The sequence below is a fragment of the Paenibacillus sp. J31R34 genome (genome assembly GCF_059383715.1).
Window position 1 is genome coordinate 1 of record NZ_JBXENU010000018.1, and the last position, 24967, is coordinate 24967.

Below are 24967 nucleotides of genomic sequence, written 5' to 3' on the forward strand. Positions count from 1 at the left end.
ACCACGCGTTCCCATCCCGAACACGACCGTTAAGCCCTCCAGCGCCGATGGTACTTGGACCGCAGGGTCCTGGGAGAGTAGGACGTCGCCAAGCACGAGAAGCCTGTCGCAATCATTGCGGCAGGTTTTTTGTTGTCTTGTAAAAGAGTTAGACAATCATATAGTGAAAATGCTGTGCACAACTTATCTACAGCCGTGGATGAGGTGCATAGTATTTTTTTGTGGCGTGTATAAGTCCGTGTTAGCGCGGTTGTTCACATGTGGGTAAGTTTGATCGGCGTTATATGAACATAATGTAAACACGAGTTATGCACATTCGTTCACTTTTTATGCACAGCCTGTTTATAAATAGGACTGATCTAGGCTAGTCGGGTATAATTAGTGCTTTTTCGCATCATGCTAGGTAGTAGCCTTGTGCATAATAGCTTGTGGATGAATAGTCAGAAAATTAAGATTCCATCTCTTGACCTTTCTTAAATTTTGCGTATAATAAAGTTAAAGTCAAAGAAAGTCAAAGTCAGTTGGAGCTGCATATGAATAAGCGTAAGCTTGTGCTCCATGCAGTACCAGGGAGGTTGGTGATATGCGAAACATTTCCGATCTCATTGAACAGTATTTAAAAAATATGCTGCAGGAAAGTACGGAAAGCTCGGTGGAAATACAGCGCAATGAGCTGGCTGAGAAATTTTCGTGCGTCCCTTCCCAGATTAATTACGTGATTAGTACGCGTTTTACGCTGGAGAAGGGTTACATGGTCGAATCGAAGCGTGGAGGCGGAGGTTATGTCCGGATTCAACGGGTAGAGCTGCCAGCTTTGCAGACGATTCAGTTTCATATTCGGCAGACGATTGGAGATTGCGTGGAGCAGAGCGTCGCGGAAGGGCTGATTTATCAGCTTGAAGAAGCGCTGATGGTCACGAAACGCGAGGCGCAGCTGCTGCGTGCAGCAATTGATCGGGAAACCATTGCCGTCAAGCTGCCGCTGCGTGATGAGCTAAGGGCCCGTTTGCTGAGAGCGATGCTTATATCGCTTCTGGTTAAGTAACTTTACCGTGCTTATCGCGCATGGAAAGGGGTGATACGTCTTGATTTGTCAGGAATGCGGCAAGAAGCCGGCAACGCTTCATTTTACGAAGATTGTCGGTGGAGAGAAGACGGAGTTTCACATTTGTGAAGCTTGTGCGCGTGAACGGGGAGAAGGTATTCCGGGAACGGCGAATGGCTTCTCTATCCACAGCTTGCTGTCGGGTCTGCTTGATTTTGATCCATCTGGAACATCGGGTTCAGCAGGGACGAAGCCTTGCCCAGTCATACGCTGTGACGAATGCGGATTTACTTATGCGCAGTTCAGCAAGATCGGACGCTTTGGCTGCAGCGCCTGCTACAAACATTTTTCAGATAAGTTAGATCCGCTGCTTAAAAGGGTACATGGTAGTACGGTGCATACGGGGAAAATTCCGAAACGCTCCGGAGGGCAATTGCAAAATAAACGAGAACTTGATCAGCTCAGACGCGAGTTGTATGATCGTATTGAGCAAGAAGAATTTGAAAGTGCGGCTCAAATCAGGGATCGTATTCGTGAGCTTGAGCGTAAAATAGCAGAGCTGTAAGTCGTGAAGTAAGGAGGATACCTCTTGGAGAGTCGTCGTTTTTCAGAGCAAGCGTTAAGCGATTGGATGAAAGGGGATGGTCCAGAGTCAGATATCGTGATCAGCAGCCGTATACGCATTGCCAGAAATTTGAACCATCACCCGTTTCCGTTGCTCGCTACGAAGGAGCAGTCGCTTGAGGTTATGGAGCAGCTGGCTGCTATAGGGGCATCTGGAAAGCTCGAGCCTATCGGCCAGTTTGATACCATCGTGTTAGCCGATCTTACGGAGCTGGAGAAGCGTGTATTAGTCGAAAAGCATTTGATTAGCCCTAATCTGGCTAATGAATCTCGAGGCGGAGCCTTCATCCTCAGCGATAATGAATCGGTGAGCATTATGATTAATGAAGAAGACCATCTGCGAATTCAATGCCTATATCCGGGTTTTCAAATTCAGGAAGCTTGGACGCTGGCGAATCGGATCGATGATATTTTTGAAGCGGAGACCGAATATGCTTTTGATGAGAAACGCGGTTATTTAACGACTTGCCCGACCAACGTTGGAACAGGCATTCGCGTATCCATTATGGTACATTTGCCGGCTCTCGTGCTATCATCGCAAATCAATCGGATTTTGCAGGCAGTCACGCAGGTAGGACTCGCGGTTCGCGGATTGTATGGCGAGGGCAGTGAAGCGCTTGGCAATGTGTTTCAAATCTCGAACCAAATTACACTCGGTCAATCAGAGTCCGAAATTATTGACAACTTGTACAGCGTAGCCAGACAAATTATTGAGCATGAGAAAGCAGCTCGAATACGGCTTCTTGCTGAGTCTAAGCTGCGCATTGAAGATAGAGTAAAGCGGTCCTATGGGATTTTATCCTATGCGGCTATTATGGATACAAAGGAAGCGGCACAGCGGCTTTCAGATGTAAGGTTGGGCGTTGATCTGGGATTGCTGGATAATATAACGCCTCAAGTCATGAATGAATTAATGATTATGACGCAGCCTGGCTTCTTGCAGCAAGTATTTAAGGAAACGATGAATGCGGAGCAGCGGGATTATCGCCGGGCAGAACTTATTCGCAAGCAGTTGCGAAGTCAAATGGAACATGGGGGTGCGTAACGATGATGTTCGGAAGATTCACGGAACGGGCACAGAAGGTGCTTGCATTGGCGCAGGAGGAAGCGGTTCGTCTTGGACATAACAATATTGGTACAGAGCATATTTTACTTGGACTGATTCGTGAAGGAGAAGGCATCGCCGCGAAAGCGCTGATTGGACTTGGCCTGGGCCTAGAGAAAATCCAGGATGAGGTTGAGGCTTTGATCGGAAGAGGGCAGGAGCAGCCTACTAACATTGCCTATACGCCACGTGCGAAAAAGGTCATTGAGCTCTCTATGGATGAAGCGAGAAAGCTCGGCCATACGTATGTGGGCACGGAGCATATTTTGCTCGGACTCATTCGTGAAGGCGAAGGTGTTGCAGCCCGCGTGCTGAACAATCTCGGCATCAGCCTGAATAAAGCACGCCAGCAAGTGCTGCAATTGCTTGGCAGCAGCGAAGCAATCTCCAGCAACCATGGCGCTCCTTCTAATGTGAGCACGCCAACGCTGGACGGACTTGCCCGCGATTTGACCTCCTTTGCTAAAGAAGGCAATCTCGATCCGGTTATTGGCCGCAGTAAGGAAATCGAGCGCGTTATTCAAGTGCTTAGCCGCCGGACGAAAAACAATCCTGTTCTCATCGGGGAACCCGGCGTTGGTAAAACGGCGATTGCCGAAGGACTGGCACAAAAAATTATTGCAAACGAAATTCCGGAAACGCTGCGCGACAAACGCGTAATGACACTTGATATGGGCTCTGTCGTAGCTGGTACGAAGTATCGCGGCGAGTTTGAGGATCGTCTGAAAAAAATTATGGATGAAATCCGCCAAGCCGGCAATATCATCCTGTTCATCGATGAGCTTCATACGCTGATTGGTGCAGGAGGAGCTGAAGGCGCGATTGATGCTTCGAATATTTTGAAGCCGGCGCTAGCACGTGGCGAGCTGCAATGTATCGGCGCGACTACGCTGGATGAATACCGCAAATACATCGAGAAGGATGCTGCGCTGGAGCGCCGTTTCCAACCGATTACGGTTGATCAGCCTTCGCCAGAAGAAGCGGTACAAATTTTGTACGGCCTGCGCGATCGTTATGAAGCCCATCACCGGGTGAAAATTACCGATGAAGCAATTGTTCAAGCGGTTAAGCTGTCCGACCGCTACATTACGGATCGTTTCCTGCCGGATAAGGCGATCGACCTGATTGATGAAGCGGGCTCGAAAGTTCGCCTCAACTCGTATACGATTCCGCCAAACCTTAAGCAGTTGGAAAACCGTCTGGAGGATATCCGCAAGGAGAAAGACTCCGCTGTTCAAAGTCAGGAGTTTGAGAAAGCGGCTGCGCTTCGCGATACCGAGCAGAAGATGCGCGAAGAGCTGGATATTACGAAAAACCAATGGAAAGAAAAACAAGGACGTACGGATTCCGAAGTGACACCTGAGGATATTGCACAGGTAGTAGCGAGTTGGACCGGCATTCCGGTAAGCAAGCTGGCAGAGGAAGAAACCGAGCGTCTGCTGAAAATGGAATCCATTCTTCACGGTCGTGTCATCGGCCAGGAAGAAGCAGTCAAAGCTGTATCGCGCGCGATGCGCCGTGCTCGTGCTGGCCTGAAGGATCCAAAGCGTCCGATGGGTTCATTCATTTTCCTCGGTCCAACGGGTGTAGGTAAAACCGAGCTTGCTCGTGCGCTTGCAGAAGCGATGTTCGGCGATGAAAATGCGATTATCCGCATCGATATGTCGGAATATATGGAGAAGCATTCGACTTCCCGTCTCGTTGGGGCGCCTCCGGGATATGTTGGTTATGAGGAAGGCGGTCAATTGACCGAGAAAGTACGCCGTAAGCCTTATTCGGTTGTATTGCTCGATGAGATTGAGAAAGCTCACCCAGAAGTATTCAACATTTTGCTGCAGGTGCTGGAAGATGGTCGTCTGACTGATTCTAAAGGCCGTGTAGTCGATTTCCGCAATACGCTGATCATTATGACGTCGAACGTGGGCGCGGATCAAATTAAACGGAATTCTTCGCTGGGCTTCACTGCGGTTCACGACGCTGGTCGTGACTTCATCCAAATGAAGGATAAAGTAATGGCTGAGCTTAAAAAGAGCTTCCGCCCTGAGTTCCTGAATCGGATTGACGAAACAATCGTGTTCCATTCGCTGGAGCAGGAGCATATCGCCGAAATCGTGACTTTGATGTCCGACGATCTGCGCAAACGCCTGCGTGAGCAAGATGTTGACTTCTTGCTGACCGACGCAGCGAAAGCATTTTTGGCGAAGGAAGGCTTTGATCCGCAATATGGTGCGCGTCCACTGCGTCGTGCGATTCAGAAGCATATCGAGGACCGGTTGTCCGAGGAGCTGCTCATGGGCAGCATTCAAAAAGGTGACCGATTCACGATTGATGAGAAAGATGGCGCTTTGACGGTTACAAAAGCGGAGCCTCTTGATTTGGAGAAGGCATCCGAAGAGCCGGCAGCTAAATCATAAAAAAAGTGAGGATGCTGCACAACTGATCACAGCTTATCAGCACAACCGATGAGCTAGATTTATGCAGCTTGGCACAACAAAAGAAAGCTTCCAGAACCCGTGAACATGACGGATTCTGGAAGCTTTTTTATGTGCTCGGCAGATGGATTCTATTCTTTTTTATTTGACAATGAGAATCATTATCGTGTATCTTATAAAGAGTAGGCGATACTTTAACGATAAACTCTTTCATATAAAAAGACAAAGAACGGAATAGATGACGGAAGGCGGTAATAGGGTATGGGTTTGCATGCGGCCAGAATAACGGCTGAAGAGGCGTCATATTTATCAAATGAATATATTAAGCAGTTCGTTAGAGCAGCGCATATGGATTTTGACAAGGTAAAGCAAATGCTGAATGAAGAGCCGGAGCTGCTGCACGCTGCCTGTGACTGGGGCGATGGTGATTGGGAAAATGCGCTAGGCGCAGCCGCTCATGTCGGGCGCAGGGATATTGCACTGTATTTGCTGGAGCGTGGAGCAAGACTTGATTTGTTTGCTGCGGCGATGTTAGGAAAGCTGGAAGTGGTTCATGCGATTTTAAGTGACGACCCCTCGGCGAAAGATGCCATTGGCTCGCATGGTATTCCGCTCATCGTTCATGCCAAGATGGGTGGCGAGGAGTCGCGCAGCGTTTATGCTTATTTGGAAAGCCTTCAGGCTTGATAGGAGGAGTAACATCATGATCGTGGTCACGAACACCATTAAAGTTAAAAAAGGGCACGGGGAAGCCGTAGCCGAGCGATTCCAGCATACGAAGGGAATTGAGCTTTCTCCCGGCTTTATCCGGATGGAAGTGCTGCTTATGGAAAACTTGGTGGACTATGATGAGCTGAGAGTGGGCACTACATGGGAAAATAAAGCGTCGTTTGAAGGCTGGGTCAACAGCGACTCCTTCCGTCAGGCCCATGCACATCGTCAAAAGAAGGCAGGCGAAGGCTGCCACAGCCAGCAAAATGAAGTCATTATGCTCGGTTCTCAGCTTTCAACCCATCGCGTTATTGTGGCGCGGCAAGCGGCTATTCAAGCTTAAAGGATAGCGTATATAGGTTGTCTTTTTCAGAAAGTTCCCTTCTTCCTCATAAGGATGACAGGGAACTTTCTTGCGTATAAGGAAGTAGGGGTTTATACAATCCACATTAAATGGTAAACTTTTAATGATAGTGTTTTTTAGTAAAAGGAGCCGGACATGGCAAAAATAAAAACGAAATTCGTATGCAATGAATGTGGAACAGAGTCGCCAAAGTGGATGGGCAAATGCCCAGGGTGCCAGTCATGGAATTCCATGATTGAAGAGAAGGAAACCGTTGTCAAGACGCAGGGAGTCGGTTTGCGTGTTGCGCAAACGAAAGAAAAGCCACAATCGATCATACATATAGAGAGCGGGAAGGAACCGCGCATTGAAACGAGCTTGAAGGAGCTCAACCGCGTACTTGGCGGAGGCGTTGTGCCGGGCTCCCTTTTGCTGGTAGGGGGCGACCCCGGTATCGGAAAATCCACGCTGCTGCTGCAAACCTCGCATGCACTGGCAACGAAGGGATTGAAGGTTCTCTATATTTCGGGTGAGGAATCGGTGCGGCAAACGAGGCTAAGAGCGGATCGGCTTGGTGCGCTGACGGAATCCTTGTATGTGCTTTGCGAAACGAACATGGATCATATTAACGAGGCGATTGAATCGGTGGACCCCGATTTTCTTGTTATTGACTCTATCCAGACGGTTTATGATCCGGGTGTTCAATCAGCGCCGGGCAGCGTATCCCAGGTTCGGGAATGCACAGCGCATTTCATGCGAGTAGCCAAAATCAAAGGGATTGCAACGGTGCTGGTCGGGCATGTGACGAAGGAAGGCGCCATTGCCGGGCCGCGGATGCTGGAGCATATGGTCGATTGCGTGCTGTATTTTGAAGGTGAGCGTCATCACACCTACAGGCTGCTGCGCGCGGTGAAAAACCGGTTCGGGTCAACGAATGAGATTGGAATTTTCGAGATGGGCGAGGAAGGCTTGCGTGAGGTGCTGAATCCTTCTGAGTTGTTTTTATCTGAGCGTCCGCTTGGCGTAGCAGGTTCTATTGTTGTTGCGAGCATGGAGGGAACCCGTCCTGTATTGGTGGAATTGCAGGCGCTGGTGGCGACGACGAATTTCCCATCACCGAGGCGCATGACGGCTGGGCTTGACCATCATCGCATGGCGTTGATCATTGCTGTGCTTGAGAAGCGAAACGGCATGTTTCTTCAGACGCAGGATGCTTATTTGAATGTAGCAGGCGGCATTAAGCTGGATGAGCCAGCCGTTGATTTAGCAGCAGCGGTATGTCTCGCTTCCAGCTTTCGGGATGCGCCAACGAGACCTTACGACGTTGTGTTCGGAGAAGTTGGTCTGACAGGCGAGGTGCGTGCTGTTTCGCGTGCTGAGCAGCGGGTAAAGGAAGCCGAGAAGCTGGGCTTCAAACGCGTTATTATGCCGGAGAGAAGCTTGAAGGGCTGGAAGCCGCCGGCATCTATTGAGATCATTGGTGTAAACACCGTAGCGGAAGCGCTCTCGGCAGCACTAGGATAGGGGGAAGATGATGAAGGAACAGAGCCAGCTAGAAACGATGAACCAGCTTTTGCAGCTAGTCGCGCCCGGTACCCCGTTCCGTGACGGCTTAGAGAACGTGCTGCGGGCGAAGACGGGGGCATTAATCGTTGTCGGATATAGTCCTGAGGTGATGGAAGTTGTAGATGGAGGTTTTTCCATCAATTGCGACTTCTCGCCCAACTATTTGTATGAGCTTGCGAAGATGGATGGTGCGATTATTTTGAGCGAGGATATGCGGCGGATTTTGTATGCGAACACGCAGCTTATTCCGAATAGCTCCATTCCGTCGATTGAGACGGGAATCCGCCACCGTACTGCGGAGCGGGTAGGCAAGCAGACGGGTAAGCTTGTCGTATCCATTTCGCAGCGCCGAAATATTATTACGCTGTATCAAGGCAATTTGCGGTATGCGCTCAAGGAAATGGGCAACATTTTGACCAAAGCGAATCAGGCGATTCAGACGCTGGAGAAATATAAGGCGGTGCTGGGCCAATCGTTTAAAAATTTGTCCGTACTTGAGTTCGAAGAGTTGGTCACTCTGCAGGAGGTTGCTCATGTCGTGCAGCGTGTAGAAATGGTGCTGCGCGTTAAAATGGAAATTAAGCGTTATGTGACCGAGCTGGGAACGGAAGGACGCCTCATTGCCATGCAGCTGGAAGAACTGGTCGATGGTGTGGATGAGGATGCTTGGTACTTGCTGAAGGATTATGCGAAAGACAATTCAGATGAGAAAATTCGGGAAATCCGGGTGGCGATGAAAAAACTGAGCTCGGATGAGCTGCTCGATGCTTCGCCATTTATCCGCCTTCTAGGCTATCCGCATACCGCGTCTATGGCGGAAGAATCCATTTCACCGCGGGGCTATCGTCTGTTGAACAAAATCCCGCGCTTGCCGCTCATTATTATGAATAATCTGGTCGAGCGCTTCGCAAGACTGCCGCATATTATGATGGCGACAATCGGTGAACTGGATGATGTTGACGGAATTGGAGAAGTCCGGGCGAGGGCAATCAAGGAAGGTTTGAAACGGATCCAGGATCAAATGTTCATTGACAGGCAAATCTAAATCCCATACAATTGATGGAATGTGAACGGCCCGATCATCATACATTTGTGTTTGGTCTTAGGGCATAGTAGAGAAGAGGTGGAACAGATGATTATAAAGTCAATACCGAGCCTTTTCACGGTGGGGAATTTGTTTCTTGGCGTAATCGCCATTATTATGGTGTTTAATGAGAAACCTGAAATTGCAGCGATGATGGTTATTATCGCAATGCTGCTTGATGGCGTAGATGGCAGAGTGGCACGTGCGCTTAATGCACAGAGCGAATTTGGCAAGGAGCTCGATTCGTTATCCGATGTTATTTCCTTCGGAGTAGCTCCAGCGTTCATTATGTATGTAGTCGCTTTTCAGGATTTAAATACAGCAGTGGCTTGGATAATTACCGCGTTATTCCCGATTTGCGGGGCTTTGCGGCTGGCTAGATTTAATGTTGTAACGAAGACGCCAAGCGGTTATTTCATCGGGCTGCCGATTCCAGCAGCTGGTGGTGTTTTGGCAACGCTGGCTCTATTCAAAAATGATATTTCGGTTATTGTGCTGTTAATCAGCACGCTTGCTCTTTCCATTCTTATGGTGAGCACGGTTCGTTACCCGAATTTTAAGAAGTTTGGCATTCCGAAGAGCGCGATTTGGGTCGTGCCGATTATCGTCGTGTTTTCGCTCGTTATCGGTATTTGGTTCAATCAATATTTGTCGAAGCTGATTTTCATCCCTCTTCTGCTATACGCGCTGTGGGGCTTAAAAAAAAACGTTGATCGGCGCATAAAACCGCGCAGACGTAAAAACAAGCATGCGGAGCTAAGCGAGGAGCAGGTGCAATCGGAGACGATTGCCTAGCGTGCAGCTAGCGCAGAAGCATTTTTCATCAATACACAGGAAACAACAAACAAGCTGTAAACCATGTAAGCGTGGTTTACAGCTTGTTTTGTTGTTGAAATGGGCTGTGTCGCCAAAGGACGGCGACAGCCGTTTACGCTTGGCATCTTGCATCATTATGTGGAGGTAGCAATGGCTTTGCAGGCATTCGCTTTACGTTAAATTAAATAGGCCAAGCGTTGAGCATTTGTCATACTCATCAGCGATGACTTCATCCAACTGGATATCCAGCAGATTGCACATCGCGGTCATGTAGAACAGGTTGCGTCCGAGATCGGCCTTAAGCACATCGCGGCAGTGCTCGCATAGCTCACCAGAAAGGTGGCTTTGCAATGTTTCTTTCGCGCTCTTCAGGTTCGGTTCATCGGAATAGTGCTGCTTGCGGGCCGCAAGCTCAATGCAGCCGCAGTCGGTCACGGCTTTCGTTACCGCACGATTGACGGACGTTCCAGCCTGCCCAAACTTTGACATTACATCTAGCAGGCTCCGATGCCTTAGCAGTAACTCGGATACTTGCTGTTGAAATTGATCCAATGTTGGTGCGCTCATCGGTTACACCTCTTTCATCAACTTTAGCAACTTCTGATCTTGTTTCCATTATAAGCTTACTTGGTCCGCATTTCAAAATGAAAAATCATTCACCTTTGACGGTTAGAGTGTTCCCAATTGGAACATAATTGTAATGGAGGTGGATGAATATGGTAAGACGTATCATTCAATTAATTGGAATAATGTTAGGTGCAATGGCAGGACGCGAGCTTCACAGCATGACCAGTTTATCGGGATTATGGGCTGAGCCATCTATTGGGATGCTTGAGCATTCCGGCACTTATTACATGAATGTCGGAATCGGCGCATTGTGCGGGGTCATTCTCGCGACCTTGGCAGCAAATCCGCTCATTCGTTTAATGCAGCGTGGGGCGGAGCAGACTTCGGCCATGCCGGTCAAGGATTTGCTTGCTGGTGCAGCGGGATTGTTCGTAGGGCTGCTGCTATCGGTGCTGCTGTATCCGGCGGTGTCGGACATAGGAGGCATGGGTGTTATGCTGCCGGCCATTATGGCACTGTTCTTTGGCTATCTGGGCGTGCGAATTTCCTGGAACAAGCGGGATGAGCTGACAGAAAAGCTCATTGAGTTGTGGAACCAGCGCAAAGCGGCTCCCGCTATTGATGAGACGAGCGGCTTCGAGGAGCATAAGATTTTGGATACGAGCGTTATTATTGATGGGCGGATCGCCGATATTTGCAAAACCGGCTTTATCGAGGGAACGCTGGTCATTCCCGAATTTGTGCTGGAGGAGCTGCAGCATATTGCCGATTCTTCGGACTTGCTCAAGCGCAACCGCGGCCGCCGGGGGCTGGATATTTTGAACAAAATCCAGAAAGAGCTTGATGTGCGTGTGCTTATCTATGAAGGAGATTTTGAGGAAATCAGCGAGGTGGACAGCAAGCTGGTGAAGCTGGCTAAGGCACTGCATGGCAAAGTGGTGACGAATGATTTTAACCTGAACAAGGTGTGCGAGCTGCAAGGTGTGTCCGTCTTGAACATTAATGATTTGGCGAATGCCGTGAAGCCCGTAGTTTTGCCAGGTGAAGAAATTATTGTGCAGGTCATTAAAGACGGCAAGGAGCATGGACAAGGTGTCGCTTATCTCGATGATGGCACGATGATCGTTGTGGAGGGTGGACGCGAATACATCGGCACGACGATGGAAGTGCTTGTAACGAGCGTGCTGCAAACGTCTGCGGGACGGATGATTTTCGCCAAGCCGAAGCTGTTGGAAAAAGCACAGTAAAAAAGGTATGATAGAGGGGATACAATACCTTCACAGAGATTTGAGGGGAATACGACATGGGGGCAAAATGGGGAGTTGTCGTCGTCGCGGCCGGACGCGGTTCGCGAATGGGGACAAAAGAAAGCAAGCAGTACCTGGAAATGCAGGGCAAGCCGATTGTTGTACATACGCTTGAGCTGTTCGCTTCGCTCGATAACCTTGCAGAAATAATCGTCGTTGTCGGCGCTGATGATGTGGGGCGAGTAGAAGAGCTGGTCAGCCGCTATGGCATCGCCAAGGTGAAGGCGGTTGTCGCAGGAGGCAGCGAAAGGCAGCATTCGGTGTACAGCGGCATTCAGGCGCTTTCGCCTGGTATAGAGTGGGTCATGGTGCATGATGGCGTGCGGCCGCTTGTGACGGCAGCTGCGGTCGGCACCTGCTGCTCCGTGGCGGAGCGTGTGGGTGCAGCCGTGCTGGCCGTGCCTGTGAAGGATACGATTAAACAGGTGGGCGATAACGGCTTGATCGTTTCGACGCCTGACCGCCGAAGCTTGTGGGCGATTCAAACGCCGCAGGCTTTTCGTCGTGAACTGCTTGTGCATGCGCATGAGCAGGCCCAAGAAGAGGGGTTTCTGGGGACGGACGACGCGATGGTTGTCGAGCGAATGGGTGTACCGGTTGCCGTAGCGGAAGGCGATTATACAAATATAAAAATTACGACGCCTGAGGATTTGCCATGGGCGGAGTTTTTGCTCGCGAAGCGGGAGAGAGGGGAAGGCTGACTATGATTCGTGTAGGACAAGGCTTTGACGTTCATCAATTGGTAGAAGGCAGGCCGTGCATTATCGGCGGTGTAACTATTCCATATGAAAAAGGGCTGCTGGGGCATTCCGATGCTGACGTGCTGCTGCATGCGATTAGCGATGCGATTTTGGGCGCATTGGCGCTTGGCGATATTGGGAAGCATTTTCCCGATACGGACCCTGAGTTCAAGGATGCCGATAGCTTGAAGCTGCTTGTACATATATGGGGACTCGTCAAGGAGCGCGGCTATAAGCTTGGCAACATTGACTCGACGATTATTGCGCAGCGTCCCAAGATGCTGCCTTATATTCCGCAGATGGCGGAAATTATCGCAGAAGCCTTGGAGGCGGATGTGTCCCAGGTGAATGTGAAGGCAACGACGACGGAGCAGCTCGGCTTCACTGGGCGCGGCGAAGGAATCGCGGCGCAATCCGTTGTTTGCTTGATTAAAGATGTGATATAATCGCAATAATTTTTTGGCGCTGGGATGGGTGGAACGGAATGAAAGTGGGGCTTCGCTGTAGCCGCTGCGCGGGCAGAATGTTCTTACGATCGCCATTGCCCCTGAATTTAATTGAATTAGACTGCCTAGCCGTATAAATTCAGGGGCAAAAGCGAGCGCTTCGCTTCTCCAGAATCATTCTGCCCACTCCGCTCCTGCTGTCCGCTATTCATTCGAAGTTCTCTCTCCTCCAGCTTGGGGCTGGGAGAGGAAGACAATATTGCTTTCGCTGATGATTTATCTAAAGTATTTATCCAAAGTACGAAGCTAAAGATACAGTAAAAGTAATTTGTTTAAGGTGAGGCGAAGTTTATATTTAAGAAACGCAGCTGGTTTTTTTTGAAAGAAAGCTTAGCAATAGCTGATTTACTGCACTGATGTAAGAAGTATGGTGAAAAAGTCGTAGTGGAGAGAAAAGGGGTTGCTGGAGAAACGGCAGTGTTCGCTTTTACCCTTAAGTTTCAACGGCTGAGCCGCTTAAATTGGAAGAAACTTAAGGGTAATGGCGATCGGAAGCAGGCTCTTTTCGCGCAGCGCAGACTCTTTTTCACCTTACTTCTTTATGAATCAGGCTGTACAAAGGCGCAAGGCTGCAAGCGACTGCGACTAGGGAGGGGCAAGAAAACAATGACACAAGAAATTCGCGTGCGTTATGCACCGTCGCCGACGGGGCATCTGCATATTGGCAATGCAAGAACGGCCTTATTCAATTATTTGTATGCCCGCAATTTGGGTGGAAAGTTTATTATCCGCATCGAAGATACGGATGTGAAGCGCAATATTGCCGGCGGAGAAGAAAGCCAGCTCACTTATTTGAAATGGCTCGGCATTGACTGGGATGAAAGCATCGACGTTGGCGGCGACTACGGTCCATACCGTCAGACGGAGCGTCTTGATATTTATGAAAAGTATTGGCAGGACCTGCTGGATCGCGGCCTCGCTTACCGCTGCTACTGCACCGAGGAGGAGCTGGAGCGTGAGCGCGAGGAGCAGACGTCCCGGGGCGAAACACCGCGTTATTCCGGACTGCACCGCAATCTGACGGATGAGCAGCGCACAGCATTCGAGGCGGAAGGCCGCGTGCCAAGCATACGTTTCCGCGTGCCGGAAGGCCGCACCTATAAATTTGATGACGTCGTAAAAGGCGAAATCAGCTTTGATACGGCGGAGACGGGCGATTTTGTTATTGTGAAAAAAGATGGCATCCCGACCTACAACTTTGCGGTTGCGTTGGATGACCACCTAATGAAAATTAGCCACGTCCTGCGGGGCGAGGACCATATTTCCAATACGCCGCGTCAATTGATGATTTATGAAGCATTTGGCTGGGAACCGCCTCGCTTTGGCCATATGACGCTGATCGTTAACGAAAACCGCAAAAAGCTAAGCAAGCGCGATGAGTCGATCATCCAGTTTATTGAGCAATACGATTCGCTAGGCTATTTGCCAGAGGCGATGTTCAATTTTATTACGCTGCTCGGCTGGTCGCCGGAAGGCGAGCAAGAGATCTTTACGCGTGAGCAATTGGTTGAAGTATTCAATGCTGAGCGTCTCAGCAAAAGCCCTGCCGTATTCGATACGCAAAAGCTGAGCTGGATGAACAATGAATATTTGAAAAAAACAGATCTGGCGCGTGTCGTCGAGATGTGTCTGCCGCATTTGGTTAAGGCTGGCCGCGTGTCTGAGCAACTGGATGAAGCTGGCCGCGCATGGGTGAGCAATCTCGTTGCTTTGTATCAGGACAAGCTGCGTTATGCAGCGGAAATCGTGCCGCATACGGAGCTGTTCTTCCAAGAGGCTGCCCAGGATGAAGAAGAAGCGACGACGGTTCTTGCAGAAGAGCAGGTGCCGATCGTGCTTGCTGCCTTCCTCGCACAAGTTGAAGCAACGCCAGCAGAGGCATTTGATGAAGGCAGCGTGAAGGCTTCCATTAAAACGGTGCAAAAGGATACCGGCTTCAAAGGCAAACAGCTGTTTATGCCAATCCGCGCCGCTTTGACCGGCCAGACACATGGCCCGGACTTGAATCAATCCATCGTGCTGCTTGGCCAAGCCAAAGTCATCGCGAGGCTGAACGAGCGATTGGGCCGCTAGGCTGGCTGTACGGGGAGCATGCCTTGGCGCGAGTATTCGCGCTGGGCGTACTCTTTTTCACCATATGGTTACGCCCGTACACAATGCCTCTTGTCACATAAGGGTGGATTGGGTATACTAGGGCTACTATTAGGAAGTTTACAGTTAACAAGCTATGAACAGGAAAAGTACGTTTTGCTGGATTTGCAGAGAGGACAACCGTCATTGCATCCAGGCCGGGTTACCCGCGGCTATTGGACAATGTAGCTGCAAGTTGTCTAATTCGGCGGGCGGAAAATTGCACCTGGGAGCTTTGTTCCGAGCCATAAGGCCCAGCAGCTGTGTTTTTGAATCGAAGGAGGCTTCGTTCGAGGGCAGCAGGTGAGGCGCTTGTGGGGTAGGCGGCAACGTAGGCCTGCGTTAAAGGCTTTGAGATGGATAGCAACTGAGCTATCTGGCAGCCACAGGTTGAAGCGGGCGAAGGCAGACATGCCAAAGCTTGCTGCGAGCGGCGCAGATAGGTGTTCAGGCTGTTCAAGCAGAGTGGGACCGCGATTGAACACACGCCTCTGCAGCATGCAAATGCTGTGGGGGCTTTTTTATATGGACATTCGGCAGCCAGCAAGGCAGGACTAAGAGGGGCAGCGGCCTGCTGGCTTGAGAGGAGATAAGCTGATGTTTCGCCATATTCGTTCAGATATTGAAGCGGTATTTGAAAATGATCCGGCCGCCAGAAGCCGTTTTGAGGTCGTCTTCACTTATTCCGGCCTGCATGCGATTTGGGCGCATCGGGCGGCGCACTATTTTTTTCGTAACAAATGGTTTACGGTTGCGCGTATCATATCCCAATTCAGTCGTTTTATGACGGGCATCGAAATTCACCCAGGGGCCACTATCGGCGAGCGGCTGTTTATTGACCACGGCATGGGCATTGTCATCGGAGAAACATGCGAGATTGGCAATGATGTCGTCATTTATCAGGGGGTTACGCTTGGCGGTACAGGCAAGGAGAAGGGCAAGCGCCATCCGACCATCGGCAATAATGTTGTCATTGGCTCGGGCTCGAAGGTGCTGGGATCGTTCAAAATTGGCGATAATTCAAATGTAGGCTCGAATGCGGTTGTGCTGCGTGAGGTGCCGGATAATTGTACCGTCGTTGGCAACCCCGGCAGAGTGGTGAAACGGAACGGTGAGCGGGTGAAGGACAGACTGGAGCACAACCAGCTGCCTGACCCAGTCATTGAAATGCTGCGGGATATGCAAAATGAAATTGATCGTTTGAAAACAGAGTTGAAAGAGCTCAGGGAGCCTGTAACTGGAGGGGAATATCGAAAATGACGTTACATCTATATAATACGTTGACCCGTAAGAAGGAAGCTTTTGAATCGCAGGAGCCGGGTAAAGTTAAAATGTACGTATGCGGGCCGACGGTATACGATTATATTCACGTTGGAAATGCAAGGCCGGTTGTTTTCTTCGATGTCGTTCGTCGGTATTTGGAGAGCACAGGCTATGAGGTGAACTATGTCGTCAACTTTACGGACGTGGATGATAAGCTGATCCGTAAAGCGGAGGAGCTGGGATCTACAGTTCCAGAAGTGGCGGAGACATTTATCGCGGCATTCAATGCGGATCTCGAAGCGCTTGCCGTGCATAAGGCAACGCTGAGCCCGCGCGTAACCGAGCATATTACGGAAATCGTCGATTTTATTCAAGGCCTGCTTAACAAAGACATTGCCTATGAGAGTGAAGGCGATATTTACTTCCGTACCGCGAAGTTCGAGGAATACGGTAAGCTGTCGCACCAAAATCTGGAGGAGCTGCAATTCGGCATCCGGATTGAAGTAGGTGACCGCAAGGAGAATCCGCAGGATTTTGTGCTGTGGAAAGGTGCAAAGCCGGGTGAAATTTTCTGGGATACGCCGTGGGGACCGGGCCGTCCGGGCTGGCATATCGAATGCTCGGCAATGGCGCGCAAGTATCTCGGGGACACACTCGATATTCATGGCGGCGGACATGACCTGCAGTTCCCGCATCATGAGTGCGAGGTTGCACAGTCGGAAGCATTGACCGGCAAGCCGCTCGCGAATTATTGGATGCATAACGGCTATATTAACATTGATAATGTGAAAATTTCCAAATCCCTAGGCAATGGTATTTCGGTACACGAACTGGTGAAGCAGGTGAAGCCGCAAGCGATTCGTTATTTTATTTTGTCCGGACATTATCGCAGTCCGCTTAACTTCAACGAAGAAGCGCTGAAGCAAGCGGTAAACAGTGTGGAGCGTATCGCAAACAGCGTGTCCAACTTGCGTCATCGCCTGCAAGTGCTGGAGAGCGAGGAGCAGACGGGAGCTGCGGCGTTCGAGCTTGATGCCCGCTTGGCGGAAATTATGAGCGTGTTTGAGGCGAAAATGGATGATGACTTTAATACGCCGGATGCGATTACCGCGGTCTTTGATCTGGTTGGCGAAGCGAATCAATACTTGAATCGCGCAGATGTGAGCACCGAGGGCGTGCAGGCTTTTCTGGATGTGCTGGAGCAAATGGACGAGGTGCTTGGTCTAATCCCGCCACAGTCCGCCGAAGCGGATCTGCTAGATGAGGAAATTGAACAGCTGATTGTCGATAGAACAGAAGCGCGCCAGTCGAAAAATTGGGCTAGAGCGGACGAAATTCGCGATTTGCTGACAGAGAAAGGCATCGCTCTTGAGGATACGCCGCAAGGCATCCGTTGGCGCCGCCTATGAGTGAGCCGCATAACAGCGAGGCGTTAGCAAGCGACTTATTGTTTTACACGCCTTCGAAAAAAACAAACCTGCTGAATCCCGTTGTGCTCGCCTACGTTGGTGACAGTGTGTTCGAGCTGCTGGTACGCCAATATTTGGTGTCGCTGCCGAATCATAAGCCGCATCACCTGCACCGGGAAGCGACGGGCATCGTCTCTGCAAAAGCGCAGCGGCGGATTTTGCTGGAGCATTGGCAGCCGCTGCTGACGGAGGAAGAGGCAGATGTGGTGCGGCGCGGACGCAATACGAAATCTGGCGCGCCACCTAAAAATGCTGATCCCGCCGATTACCGTCAAGCTACCGCGCTTGAATGTCTCGTTGGGTATTTATATTATGAAGGTCGCATTCAGCGCTTGCATGAGTTATTCGCCTGTGCGATTGCAGCAAGAGAAGAGGGGGAGGAACGGCAGGCACAGCCAGCCGCTCCTTCCCTCGCAGCCAAGAAAACAAAGGAGGGCGAATAATGACTGAGACTACCCCGCAAGATGAAATTATTGCTGGCAAGCATCCCGTACTGGAGGCGCTTCGATCCGGGCGTGAAATTAATAAAATTTGGATCGCCGAAGGCGCCCAGAAGAGCATGACGCAGCCGATTACGGCTGAGGCGAAAAAAAGTGGAATTATCGTACAATTTGTCGATAAAAGGAAGCTCGATGGCATGGCCGAGGGCGTTCAGCATCAAGGCGTTATCGCGCAGGCGGCTGCTTTTCGCTACGCCGAGATTGAAGAGATATTAGAAGCAGCGCGCAGCCGCAACGAGACGCCTTTTATTTTGCTGCTGGATGAAATTGAGGACCCTCATAATTTGGGTTCCATTCTGCGGACAGCAGAATGCACCGGCGTTCATGGCGTTATTATTCCGAAGCGCCGTGCGGTTGGACTGACAGCAACCGTCTCCAAAACGTCGGCGGGAGCAGCGGAATATGTGCCTGTTGCACGCGTGACGAATTTGGCACAAACGATCGATCGGCTGAAGGAAGAAGGCATATGGATAGCGGGTACGGATGTCAGCGCCAAGCAGGAAATTTATTCGATGAAATTCGACATGCCGCTCGCTGTCGTCATCGGCAATGAAGGCAAAGGCATTGGCCGTCTCATCAAAGAAAAATGCGATTTTCTGGTGAAGCTTCCGATGCAGGGCCAGCTTAATTCGCTGAATGCCTCCGTTGCTGCGGGCGTGTTCATGTACGAAGTGGTCAGACAGCGCCGGAGCGTTTAGACATGAAACGGCGTGACGATATTTTGCTGGTGGATGGCTACAACATGATTGGGGCCTGGCCCGTGCTGGAAAAGCTGAAAGCCATCGATCTCGAGGAGGCAAGAGATAAACTGCTTGATATGCTCGCGGATTATCAGGGCTTTACCGGCATGGCGGTCTATATCATTTTCGATGCGCATCAGGTGCCTGGGCTGGGAGCGACCTTCAAGCATCACAAGCTGACAATTGTGTATACGAAGGAGAAGGAAACAGCAGATGAATGCATTGAGCGCATGGTTGTTGAGCTGTATAAAAAAAGACGGCATTTGTATGTCGCTACTTCTGATCTCGTCGAACAGCATGTCGCTTTCGCTCATGGAGCGCTTCGCCTCTCGGCCCGCGAGCTGTTAATTGAAATTGAGCAGAACCGCAAGCAAATTGAGCTTACGCTGATGGAAGAAACGAAGAGCCGCCGCAATACGGTGGACAATAGTCTCAGTCTTGAAATTCGCACGCAGCTGGAAAGGCTTAGGCGAGGCAAGAAATGACGGCTGCACGAAGGCGGCGCCAAATTATTATTTGGATGTATATGTAAATAATTCGACACCCAGAATCGGTTTTGTTATCGATTCGGGGTCTAAATCGGTTGACGTTGTCAGGTTACATAATGTATACTGGCTCTATATTTGCTGGCTATGAATCTAGCGGCGTACGCCTTGCAGGCCGGAGGGATAGTTTGTGAGCATCGACCTCAAAGAATGGAGTACGCTCGAATATGACTGCAGTACGGACGAGGAAATCGTAGAAGCGGTTCGCAATGGCGACAGTCTGGCGCTCGAATATTTGATTAACAAATATAAGAATTTCGTTCGAGCTAAAGCACGCTCTTATTTTCTTATCGGTGCGGACCGGGAAGATATTGTGCAGGAAGGCATGATCGGACTGTATAAGTCTATTCGCGACTTTAAAGGGGACAAGCTCGCAAGCTTTAAAGCATTTGCAGAGCTGTGCATTACGCGGCAGATTATAACGGCGATTAAGACGGCCACCAGGCAGAAGCATATCCCGCTCAATTCCTATGTCTCGCTCGATAAGCCGATTTACGATGAAGATTCCGATCGTACTTTGCTTGATGTCATATGCGGGACCCGGGTATCAGACCCGGAAGAGTTGATCATTAACCAGGAAGAGTTTAACGGTCTGGAAGACAAGATGTCCGAGATTTTGAGTGATCTAGAACGCAAGGTGCTCATGCTTTATTTGGATGGAAGGTCCTATCAGGAAATAGCAGTTGATCTGGATCGTCATGTGAAGTCTATTGATAATGCACTACAGCGCGTGAAGCGGAAGCTCGAACGTTATTTGGAAGTCCGGGACATAAGCGGGTAACAGTGTCATCATACTTATAGCTTAAGTGAGAATGCAGAAGCTGTCCTTTTCTCTGTAATTGTAGAAGAGGATGGCTCATTTCCGTTTTAAATCGGAAAATGCTGCCTATACTTGTAGAAACAGGGCGGACCCGATGCCGCCTTGCTTCCAGCTTTTATACAAGCTCGCATTCTATCTTTTACATTGACATCCAGTATGTCGTGTGATAAAGTGTTCGGGTAGGCCTAAATATGAGGTTTTTTTTCGTGTTGGCCTTCATTTCATCTTGAAGTACTGCATGTTTCAGGGTGAACAGGTATTTAGTAGCAGTTCGGGAGGTGTAATTCAATGCGGGTTATTATCACGTTGGCATGCACAAACTGCAAACAGAGAAACTATGCGAGCAGCAAGAACAAACGCAATCACCCCGACCGCATCGAGTTGAAGAAGTTTTGCAAGTTTTGTAACGAGCAGACTCCTCATCGCGAGACGAGATAGTCAAATGGAGGTGTGACCGTGGCATTTTTGGCTAAAGTGAAGCAAAGCTTCGGAACAACGTTTGGTTTCTTTGCTGACAGCTGGGCAGAACTGAAGAAGGTTCGTTGGCCAAACCGTAAAGAGTTGACAAGCTATTCAATCGTTGTCGTTTTGACGATTACGGCTGTGACGATTTACTTTTGGCTTCTTGACATCGGGATCTCGTCTCTAGTTGAACTGATTGTTTAAGAAGGGTCCAAAGGTGAATTGAAATGGAAAAAAGATGGTATGTCGTACACACTTACGCCGGTTATGAGAACAAAGTAAAAGCCAATTTGGAGCGCCGTTTGGAATCAATGGGCATGGAAGACAAAATCTTCCGCGTACTTGTTCCAATGGAAGAAGAAGTGGTCGAGAAGGACGGCAAGAAAAAAACCGTTCAGCGTAAAGTTTATCCAGGCTACGTTCTCGTAGAAATGGTTCAAACTGACGATTCTTGGTATGTTGTTCGCAATACGCCGGGTGTTACAGGATTCGTAGGATCGACAGGATCAGGCTCGAAACCGATCGCTCTTATGCCAGACGAAGTCGAACAGATTTTGAAGCATATGGGTATGGAGGAACCGAAGCCGAAGATCGAATTCGATCTGAAGGAAACTGTACGGGTCAAGGAAGGTCCGTTCGCGGATTTCGTTGGTACAGTAGAAGAGATTTTGCTGGACAAAGCGAAGCTCAAGGTTCATGTCAACATGTTTGGCAGAGAAACGCCAGTTGAGTTGGATTATACTCAAGTGGAGAAGATCTAGTTCCGGTATTTCTGTAGTACACCAGTTTTCTGGGGTCATGCAGAAACACCAAACTCGTTAGTTGTATGTTGTGGATTACCAGGGTAAGGAGGTGTATAGTCATGGCTAAGAAAGTCATCAAGATGGTCAAACTGCAAGTTCCTGCAGGTAAAGCGAATCCAGCTCCACCTATCGGTCCGGCGCTCGGTCAAGCAGGCGTTAACATTATGGCGTTCTGTAAAGAGTTTAACGCTCGTACAGCAGATCAAGCAGGTTTGATTATTCCGGTTGTTATTTCCGTATTTGAGGATCGTTCATTCACTTTCGAAACTAAAACTCCACCGGCAGCAGTATTGCTCCGCGTAGCAGCAGGTATCGAAAAAGGATCAGGCGAGCCGAACAAGAAGAAAGTAGCTACCGTTAATCGCGCTAAGGTCCGTGAAATCGCGGAACAAAAAATGCCCGACTTGAATGCAGCTTCCGTTGAAGCAGCAATGCTTATGATCGAAGGCACTGCACGCAGCATGGGCGTTACAATCGTTGACTAATTGCGTTTGATCCGTTAGGATAACAAACGAAGGGCTGACTGTTACAAGGATGCCCGACTGTGAAGCTTAGGCTTCACTGTGGGAGGATTTTCCCTAGGAGGATTTTCCGCTATAACCACTTGAGGAGGATATTTACAATGGCTAAACATGGCAAGAAGTATGTAGAAGCTTCCAAGCTGATCGATAGCGAAGCGACTTACGAGTCGTTAGAAGCGATTGAGCTTGTGAAAAAAGCAGCAACAGCTAAATTTGACGAATCCGTTGAAGTTGCTGTACGTCTGGGTGTAGACCCACGTAAACAAGACCAAGCAGTGCGCGGCGTCGTTGTACTTCCGCACGGTACTGGTAAAACTAAACGCGTCCTCGTATTCGCAAAAGGCGATAAAGCGAAGGAAGCGGAAGCTGCTGGCGCTGATTTTGTCGGCGATGCAGACATGATTAACAAAATCCAACAAGGCTGGTTCGATTTCGACGTTTGCGTAGCAACGCCGGATATGATGGCTGAAGTTGGTAAACTTGGTCGTATTCTCGGTGGTAAGGGCCTCATGCCTAACCCTAAAGCCGGCACAGTAACGTTTGACGTTTCTAAAGCCGTGCAAGAGATTAAAGCCGGTAAAATTGAATACCGTCTGGATAAAGCTGGTCAAATCCACGCTCCAATCGGTAAAGTATCCTTTGATGCTGAGAAGCTTGATGCTAACCTTCGCGCTCTTGTAGAAGCTTTGGTTCGTGCTAAACCAGCTGCAGCTAAAGGTGTATACTTGAAAAACATCGCCGTTTCCTCGACAATGGGCCCTGGCGCTCGCGTCTCCGCTGCTAGCTACCGCTAATAGCAAGGAACGGAACTAAATTCGAACACGCATACCGTAGACAGTAGGTGCCGAAAGGCTTAATTTCCTACCGAGGTGTTATGATAAAGCGTTTGTGTGCGGCCTTGGGCCGTACTAACGAACCATCATGGCCTTCGCTACTTATAGCGGAGGCTTTTCTCATGCATCGCGGCAAGAGATCTGACTCGTCAAATAACGGAATGTACAAATAATACAGGAGGTGTACAGTTTGGCAAACGCAAATATCATCCAAGAGAAACAACAAGCGGTTGAAGTTATTACAGCAAAGCTTCGTGATAGCTCCAGCGCAGTCGTTGCCGATTATCGCGGATTGAACGTTGCGCAAGTTACAGAACTTCGCAAACAACTGCGTGAGGCTGGCATCGAGTTTCAAGTTCTGAAAAACTCGCTAGTTCGCCGTGCTACTGAAGCAGCAGGTCTTGCTGAGTTGAATAGCATTCTTACTGGTCCGACAGCTATTGCTTTCGGTAATGAAGATGCAGTTGCTCCAGCAAAAATCCTTAATGATTTTGCTAAAAAGAACGAGGCTTTGAAACTTAAAGGCGGCGTTGTTGAAGGTAAAATTGTTGATATGGATCAAATCAAAGCGCTGGCGGAACTTCCGTCCCGCGATGGATTGCTCTCCATGCTCCTCAGCGTATTGCAAGCCCCAGTGCGCAACTTCGCACTTGCGGTTAAAGCAGTTGGCGAGCAAAAAGAAGCTCAAGCTTAATATTTTTCACACGTATCAAATCTGCTGCTCGTTTAAACTTGCAGCCTAAAAAAACTAAAACCACTTCTGGAGGTATAACCATGTCTAAAGATCAAATCTTGGAAGCCATTAAAGTTATGACCGTTCTTGAACTGAACGATCTTGTTAAAGCAATCGAAGAAGAATTCGGCGTTACTGCTGCTGCTCCTGTAGCTGCTGTAGGCGGCGGCGCAGCTGTTGAAGCTGAGCAAACTGAATTCACTGTTATCCTTAACAACGCTGGTGCTTCCAAAATCAACGTTATCAAAGTCGTTCGCGAAATCACAGGTCTTGGCCTGAAAGAAGCGAAAGATCTGGTTGATAGCGCTCCTAAAGCAATCAAAGAAAACGTTGCTAAAGAAGAAGCAGAAGCAGTTAAAGCTAAGCTTGAAGAAGCTGGCGCAGCTGTAGAAGTTAAGTAATATCTCTTCTTTAGAAGATAGCGGGCCCCTTGAAACGCTACGTTTCAAGGGGTTCGTTCTATGTTTAAATCGATGCATATATAAAGGTTCGACTTTATCAGGTCAGGGGGATTCGCATGTCAGACCATTACTATTCGCCAAGCCCCGGCGTGAAAAATGACCGTCGCATTCATGAAGAACAGCTGCGCGGTATAGCTTTGAAATTTATGACGGATGCTGGCGTTTTTTCGAAAACAGGCGTCGATTACGGCACGCGTGTGCTGCTGAATGCACTGGAGCTGAAGGGCGAACGCAGCGTATTGGATGTTGGGTGCGGATACGGACCGATCGGTCTTACCATTGCACGGCTTGCTCCGGAAAGTCATGTAACAATGATTGATGTGAATGAAAGAGCGGTAGCGCTATCCAAAGAAAATGCGCACAACAACGGCATAAAGAATATAACGGTTTATCAAAGCGACGTGTATGAAGCGGTTCGGCAGTCCGTATTTGATATGATCGTCACTAACCCGCCTATACGGGCCGGGAAAGAGATTGTACATCGTATTTTTGAAGAAGGCTATGAGCTGCTGGCTCCTGGCGGAACGATGTGGATCGTCATTCAGAAAAAGCAGGGCGCCGCATCAGCGGAAGCGAAGCTTGAGTCGTTGTTCAGTGAAGTAATCGAAGTGACGAAAGATAAGGGCTATCGAATTTACAAAGCTGTTAAATGAGTCATTTGATTTCTTGACTTGACTTTCTATATGTGGTAAGATTATAAAATGTCAGCATTAAATTGGGCTAAATCTCTTTAGTCAACTAAAATGTCAAGTGCGAATTTTTAGCGCAAAATGCATATAAAATGCGTAGTTGACGTATAATGTTTACATTTTGGGCAAAATTACTTGATATGGAATCTATA

Annotated in this window: 28 protein-coding genes, 1 rRNA gene and 1 other annotated feature; of the genes, 28 read left to right on the top strand and 1 reads right to left on the bottom strand. The window is 49.2% G+C overall.

Features of this window, described 5'->3' with window-relative positions; all coding sequences use genetic code 11:
- From rrf to pssA, 10 genes are all read left to right on the top strand, one after another.
- Positions 1 to 94, top strand: a 5S ribosomal RNA gene (gene rrf / locus AC50YG_RS30115); the annotation flags it as partial.
- A gap of 489 nt (positions 95 to 583) precedes the next feature.
- Positions 584 to 1045, top strand: a complete 462-nt coding sequence (locus AC50YG_RS30120) for a CtsR family transcriptional regulator (RefSeq protein WP_341279810.1) — start codon at positions 584 to 586, stop codon at positions 1043 to 1045.
- A gap of 40 nt (positions 1046 to 1085) precedes the next feature.
- Complete coding sequence (gene mcsA / locus AC50YG_RS30125; protein WP_046234191.1) at positions 1086 to 1610, top strand: protein-arginine kinase activator protein McsA; 525 nt, start codon at positions 1086 to 1088, stop codon at positions 1608 to 1610.
- 24 nt (positions 1611 to 1634) lie between these two features.
- A complete protein-coding gene (gene mcsB / locus AC50YG_RS30130; RefSeq protein ID WP_473755026.1) occupies positions 1635 to 2714 on the top strand; it encodes a protein-arginine kinase McsB in 1080 nt (359 codons plus the stop codon).
- Between the two features lie 2 nt (positions 2715 to 2716).
- Entirely contained in the window at positions 2717 to 5188 is a 2472-nt protein-coding gene (gene clpC, locus AC50YG_RS30135) for an ATP-dependent protease ATP-binding subunit ClpC (protein WP_473755027.1), read from the top strand.
- Between the two features lie 279 nt (positions 5189 to 5467).
- Complete coding sequence (locus AC50YG_RS30140) at positions 5468 to 5893, top strand: ankyrin repeat domain-containing protein (protein ID WP_494832408.1); 426 nt, start codon at positions 5468 to 5470, stop codon at positions 5891 to 5893.
- 16 nt (positions 5894 to 5909) lie between these two features.
- A complete protein-coding gene (locus AC50YG_RS30145; protein ID WP_341279806.1) occupies positions 5910 to 6260 on the top strand; it encodes an antibiotic biosynthesis monooxygenase in 351 nt (116 codons plus the stop codon).
- A 156-nt stretch (positions 6261 to 6416) separates the two neighbouring features.
- Complete coding sequence (radA, locus tag AC50YG_RS30150; RefSeq protein ID WP_341279805.1) at positions 6417 to 7784, top strand: DNA repair protein RadA; 1368 nt, start codon at positions 6417 to 6419, stop codon at positions 7782 to 7784.
- Positions 7785 to 7794: 10 nt separating this feature from the next.
- A complete protein-coding gene (disA, locus tag AC50YG_RS30155) occupies positions 7795 to 8871 on the top strand; it encodes a DNA integrity scanning diadenylate cyclase DisA (protein WP_473755050.1) in 1077 nt (358 codons plus the stop codon).
- Between the two features lie 87 nt (positions 8872 to 8958).
- Positions 8959 to 9705, top strand: coding sequence for a CDP-diacylglycerol--serine O-phosphatidyltransferase (gene pssA, locus AC50YG_RS30160; protein ID WP_341279804.1), 747 nt, complete (start codon positions 8959 to 8961; stop codon positions 9703 to 9705).
- 192 nt (positions 9706 to 9897) lie between these two features.
- Here pssA and AC50YG_RS30165 read toward each other — a convergent pair whose 3' ends face one another.
- Complete coding sequence (locus AC50YG_RS30165; RefSeq protein WP_338553311.1) at positions 9898 to 10293, bottom strand: DUF1573 domain-containing protein; 396 nt, start codon at positions 10291 to 10293, stop codon at positions 9898 to 9900.
- Between the two features lie 149 nt (positions 10294 to 10442).
- On the opposite strand from AC50YG_RS30165, the gene AC50YG_RS30170 reads away from it, so the two are divergent.
- The 18 genes from AC50YG_RS30170 (at position 10443) to AC50YG_RS30255 (ending at position 24779) form a co-directional block, all read left to right on the top strand.
- Positions 10443 to 11540, top strand: a complete 1098-nt coding sequence (locus AC50YG_RS30170) for a PIN/TRAM domain-containing protein (protein ID WP_494832411.1) — start codon at positions 10443 to 10445, stop codon at positions 11538 to 11540.
- A 56-nt stretch (positions 11541 to 11596) separates the two neighbouring features.
- On the top strand, positions 11597 to 12301 hold the full coding sequence (ispD, locus tag AC50YG_RS30175; protein WP_494832413.1) for a 2-C-methyl-D-erythritol 4-phosphate cytidylyltransferase: 705 nt from the start codon (positions 11597 to 11599) through the stop codon (positions 12299 to 12301).
- Between the two features lie 2 nt (positions 12302 to 12303).
- The gene (gene ispF / locus AC50YG_RS30180) at positions 12304 to 12786 is read left to right on the top strand and encodes a 2-C-methyl-D-erythritol 2,4-cyclodiphosphate synthase (RefSeq protein WP_341279800.1); all 483 of its coding nucleotides are present in this window, start codon (positions 12304 to 12306) and stop codon (positions 12784 to 12786) included.
- Between the two features lie 666 nt (positions 12787 to 13452).
- Positions 13453 to 14919 carry a glutamate--tRNA ligase gene (gltX, locus tag AC50YG_RS30185; protein WP_494832416.1) on the top strand — a complete coding sequence of 489 codons (1467 nt, stop codon included), beginning with the start codon at positions 13453 to 13455 and terminating at the stop codon, positions 14917 to 14919.
- A 654-nt stretch (positions 14920 to 15573) separates the two neighbouring features.
- Positions 15574 to 16236 (top strand): serine O-acetyltransferase, encoded by a 663-nt coding sequence (cysE, locus tag AC50YG_RS30190; protein ID WP_341279798.1) that lies wholly within the window; start codon positions 15574 to 15576, stop codon positions 16234 to 16236.
- On the top strand, positions 16233 to 17648 hold the full coding sequence (gene cysS, locus AC50YG_RS30195; RefSeq protein WP_473755032.1) for a cysteine--tRNA ligase: 1416 nt from the start codon (positions 16233 to 16235) through the stop codon (positions 17646 to 17648). The genes cysE and cysS overlap by 4 nt, the downstream gene beginning before the upstream one ends.
- A complete protein-coding gene (locus AC50YG_RS30200; protein WP_341279796.1) occupies positions 17645 to 18151 on the top strand; it encodes a Mini-ribonuclease 3 in 507 nt (168 codons plus the stop codon). The genes cysS and AC50YG_RS30200 overlap by 4 nt, the downstream gene beginning before the upstream one ends.
- Positions 18151 to 18906: a 23S rRNA (guanosine(2251)-2'-O)-methyltransferase RlmB gene (rlmB, locus tag AC50YG_RS30205; RefSeq protein WP_056035755.1), complete on the top strand. Its 756-nt coding sequence runs from the start codon at positions 18151 to 18153 to the stop codon at positions 18904 to 18906. Before AC50YG_RS30200 ends, rlmB begins: the two co-directional genes overlap by 1 nt.
- Positions 18907 to 18908: 2 nt before the next feature.
- Positions 18909 to 19433, top strand: coding sequence for an NYN domain-containing protein (locus AC50YG_RS30210; RefSeq protein ID WP_473755034.1), 525 nt, complete (start codon positions 18909 to 18911; stop codon positions 19431 to 19433).
- A gap of 190 nt (positions 19434 to 19623) precedes the next feature.
- Complete coding sequence (sigH, locus tag AC50YG_RS30215; RefSeq protein WP_338553300.1) at positions 19624 to 20274, top strand: RNA polymerase sporulation sigma factor SigH; 651 nt, start codon at positions 19624 to 19626, stop codon at positions 20272 to 20274.
- 327 nt (positions 20275 to 20601) lie between these two features.
- On the top strand, positions 20602 to 20751 hold the full coding sequence (rpmG, locus tag AC50YG_RS30220; RefSeq protein WP_015847242.1) for a 50S ribosomal protein L33: 150 nt from the start codon (positions 20602 to 20604) through the stop codon (positions 20749 to 20751).
- A gap of 18 nt (positions 20752 to 20769) precedes the next feature.
- Positions 20770 to 20979 (top strand): preprotein translocase subunit SecE, encoded by a 210-nt coding sequence (gene secE, locus AC50YG_RS30225; RefSeq protein WP_046234208.1) that lies wholly within the window; start codon positions 20770 to 20772, stop codon positions 20977 to 20979.
- Between the two features lie 23 nt (positions 20980 to 21002).
- Positions 21003 to 21536 (top strand): transcription termination/antitermination protein NusG, encoded by a 534-nt coding sequence (gene nusG / locus AC50YG_RS30230; protein ID WP_046234209.1) that lies wholly within the window; start codon positions 21003 to 21005, stop codon positions 21534 to 21536.
- Between the two features lie 101 nt (positions 21537 to 21637).
- Positions 21638 to 22063, top strand: a complete 426-nt coding sequence (gene rplK / locus AC50YG_RS30235; protein ID WP_046234210.1) for a 50S ribosomal protein L11 — start codon at positions 21638 to 21640, stop codon at positions 22061 to 22063.
- Positions 22064 to 22200: 137 nt separating this feature from the next.
- The gene (rplA, locus tag AC50YG_RS30240; protein WP_341279792.1) at positions 22201 to 22893 is read left to right on the top strand and encodes a 50S ribosomal protein L1; all 693 of its coding nucleotides are present in this window, start codon (positions 22201 to 22203) and stop codon (positions 22891 to 22893) included.
- A gap of 16 nt (positions 22894 to 22909) precedes the next feature.
- Positions 22910 to 23062, top strand: a sequence feature (ribosomal protein L10 leader region).
- Between the two features lie 60 nt (positions 23063 to 23122).
- Entirely contained in the window at positions 23123 to 23626 is a 504-nt protein-coding gene (rplJ, locus tag AC50YG_RS30245; RefSeq protein ID WP_341279791.1) for a 50S ribosomal protein L10, read from the top strand.
- Positions 23627 to 23706: 80 nt separating this feature from the next.
- Positions 23707 to 24066, top strand: coding sequence for a 50S ribosomal protein L7/L12 (gene rplL / locus AC50YG_RS30250; protein WP_046234213.1), 360 nt, complete (start codon positions 23707 to 23709; stop codon positions 24064 to 24066).
- 116 nt (positions 24067 to 24182) lie between these two features.
- Positions 24183 to 24779 carry a class I SAM-dependent methyltransferase gene (locus tag AC50YG_RS30255; protein WP_338553296.1) on the top strand — a complete coding sequence of 199 codons (597 nt, stop codon included), beginning with the start codon at positions 24183 to 24185 and terminating at the stop codon, positions 24777 to 24779.
- Positions 24780 to 24967 lie beyond the last annotated feature (188 nt).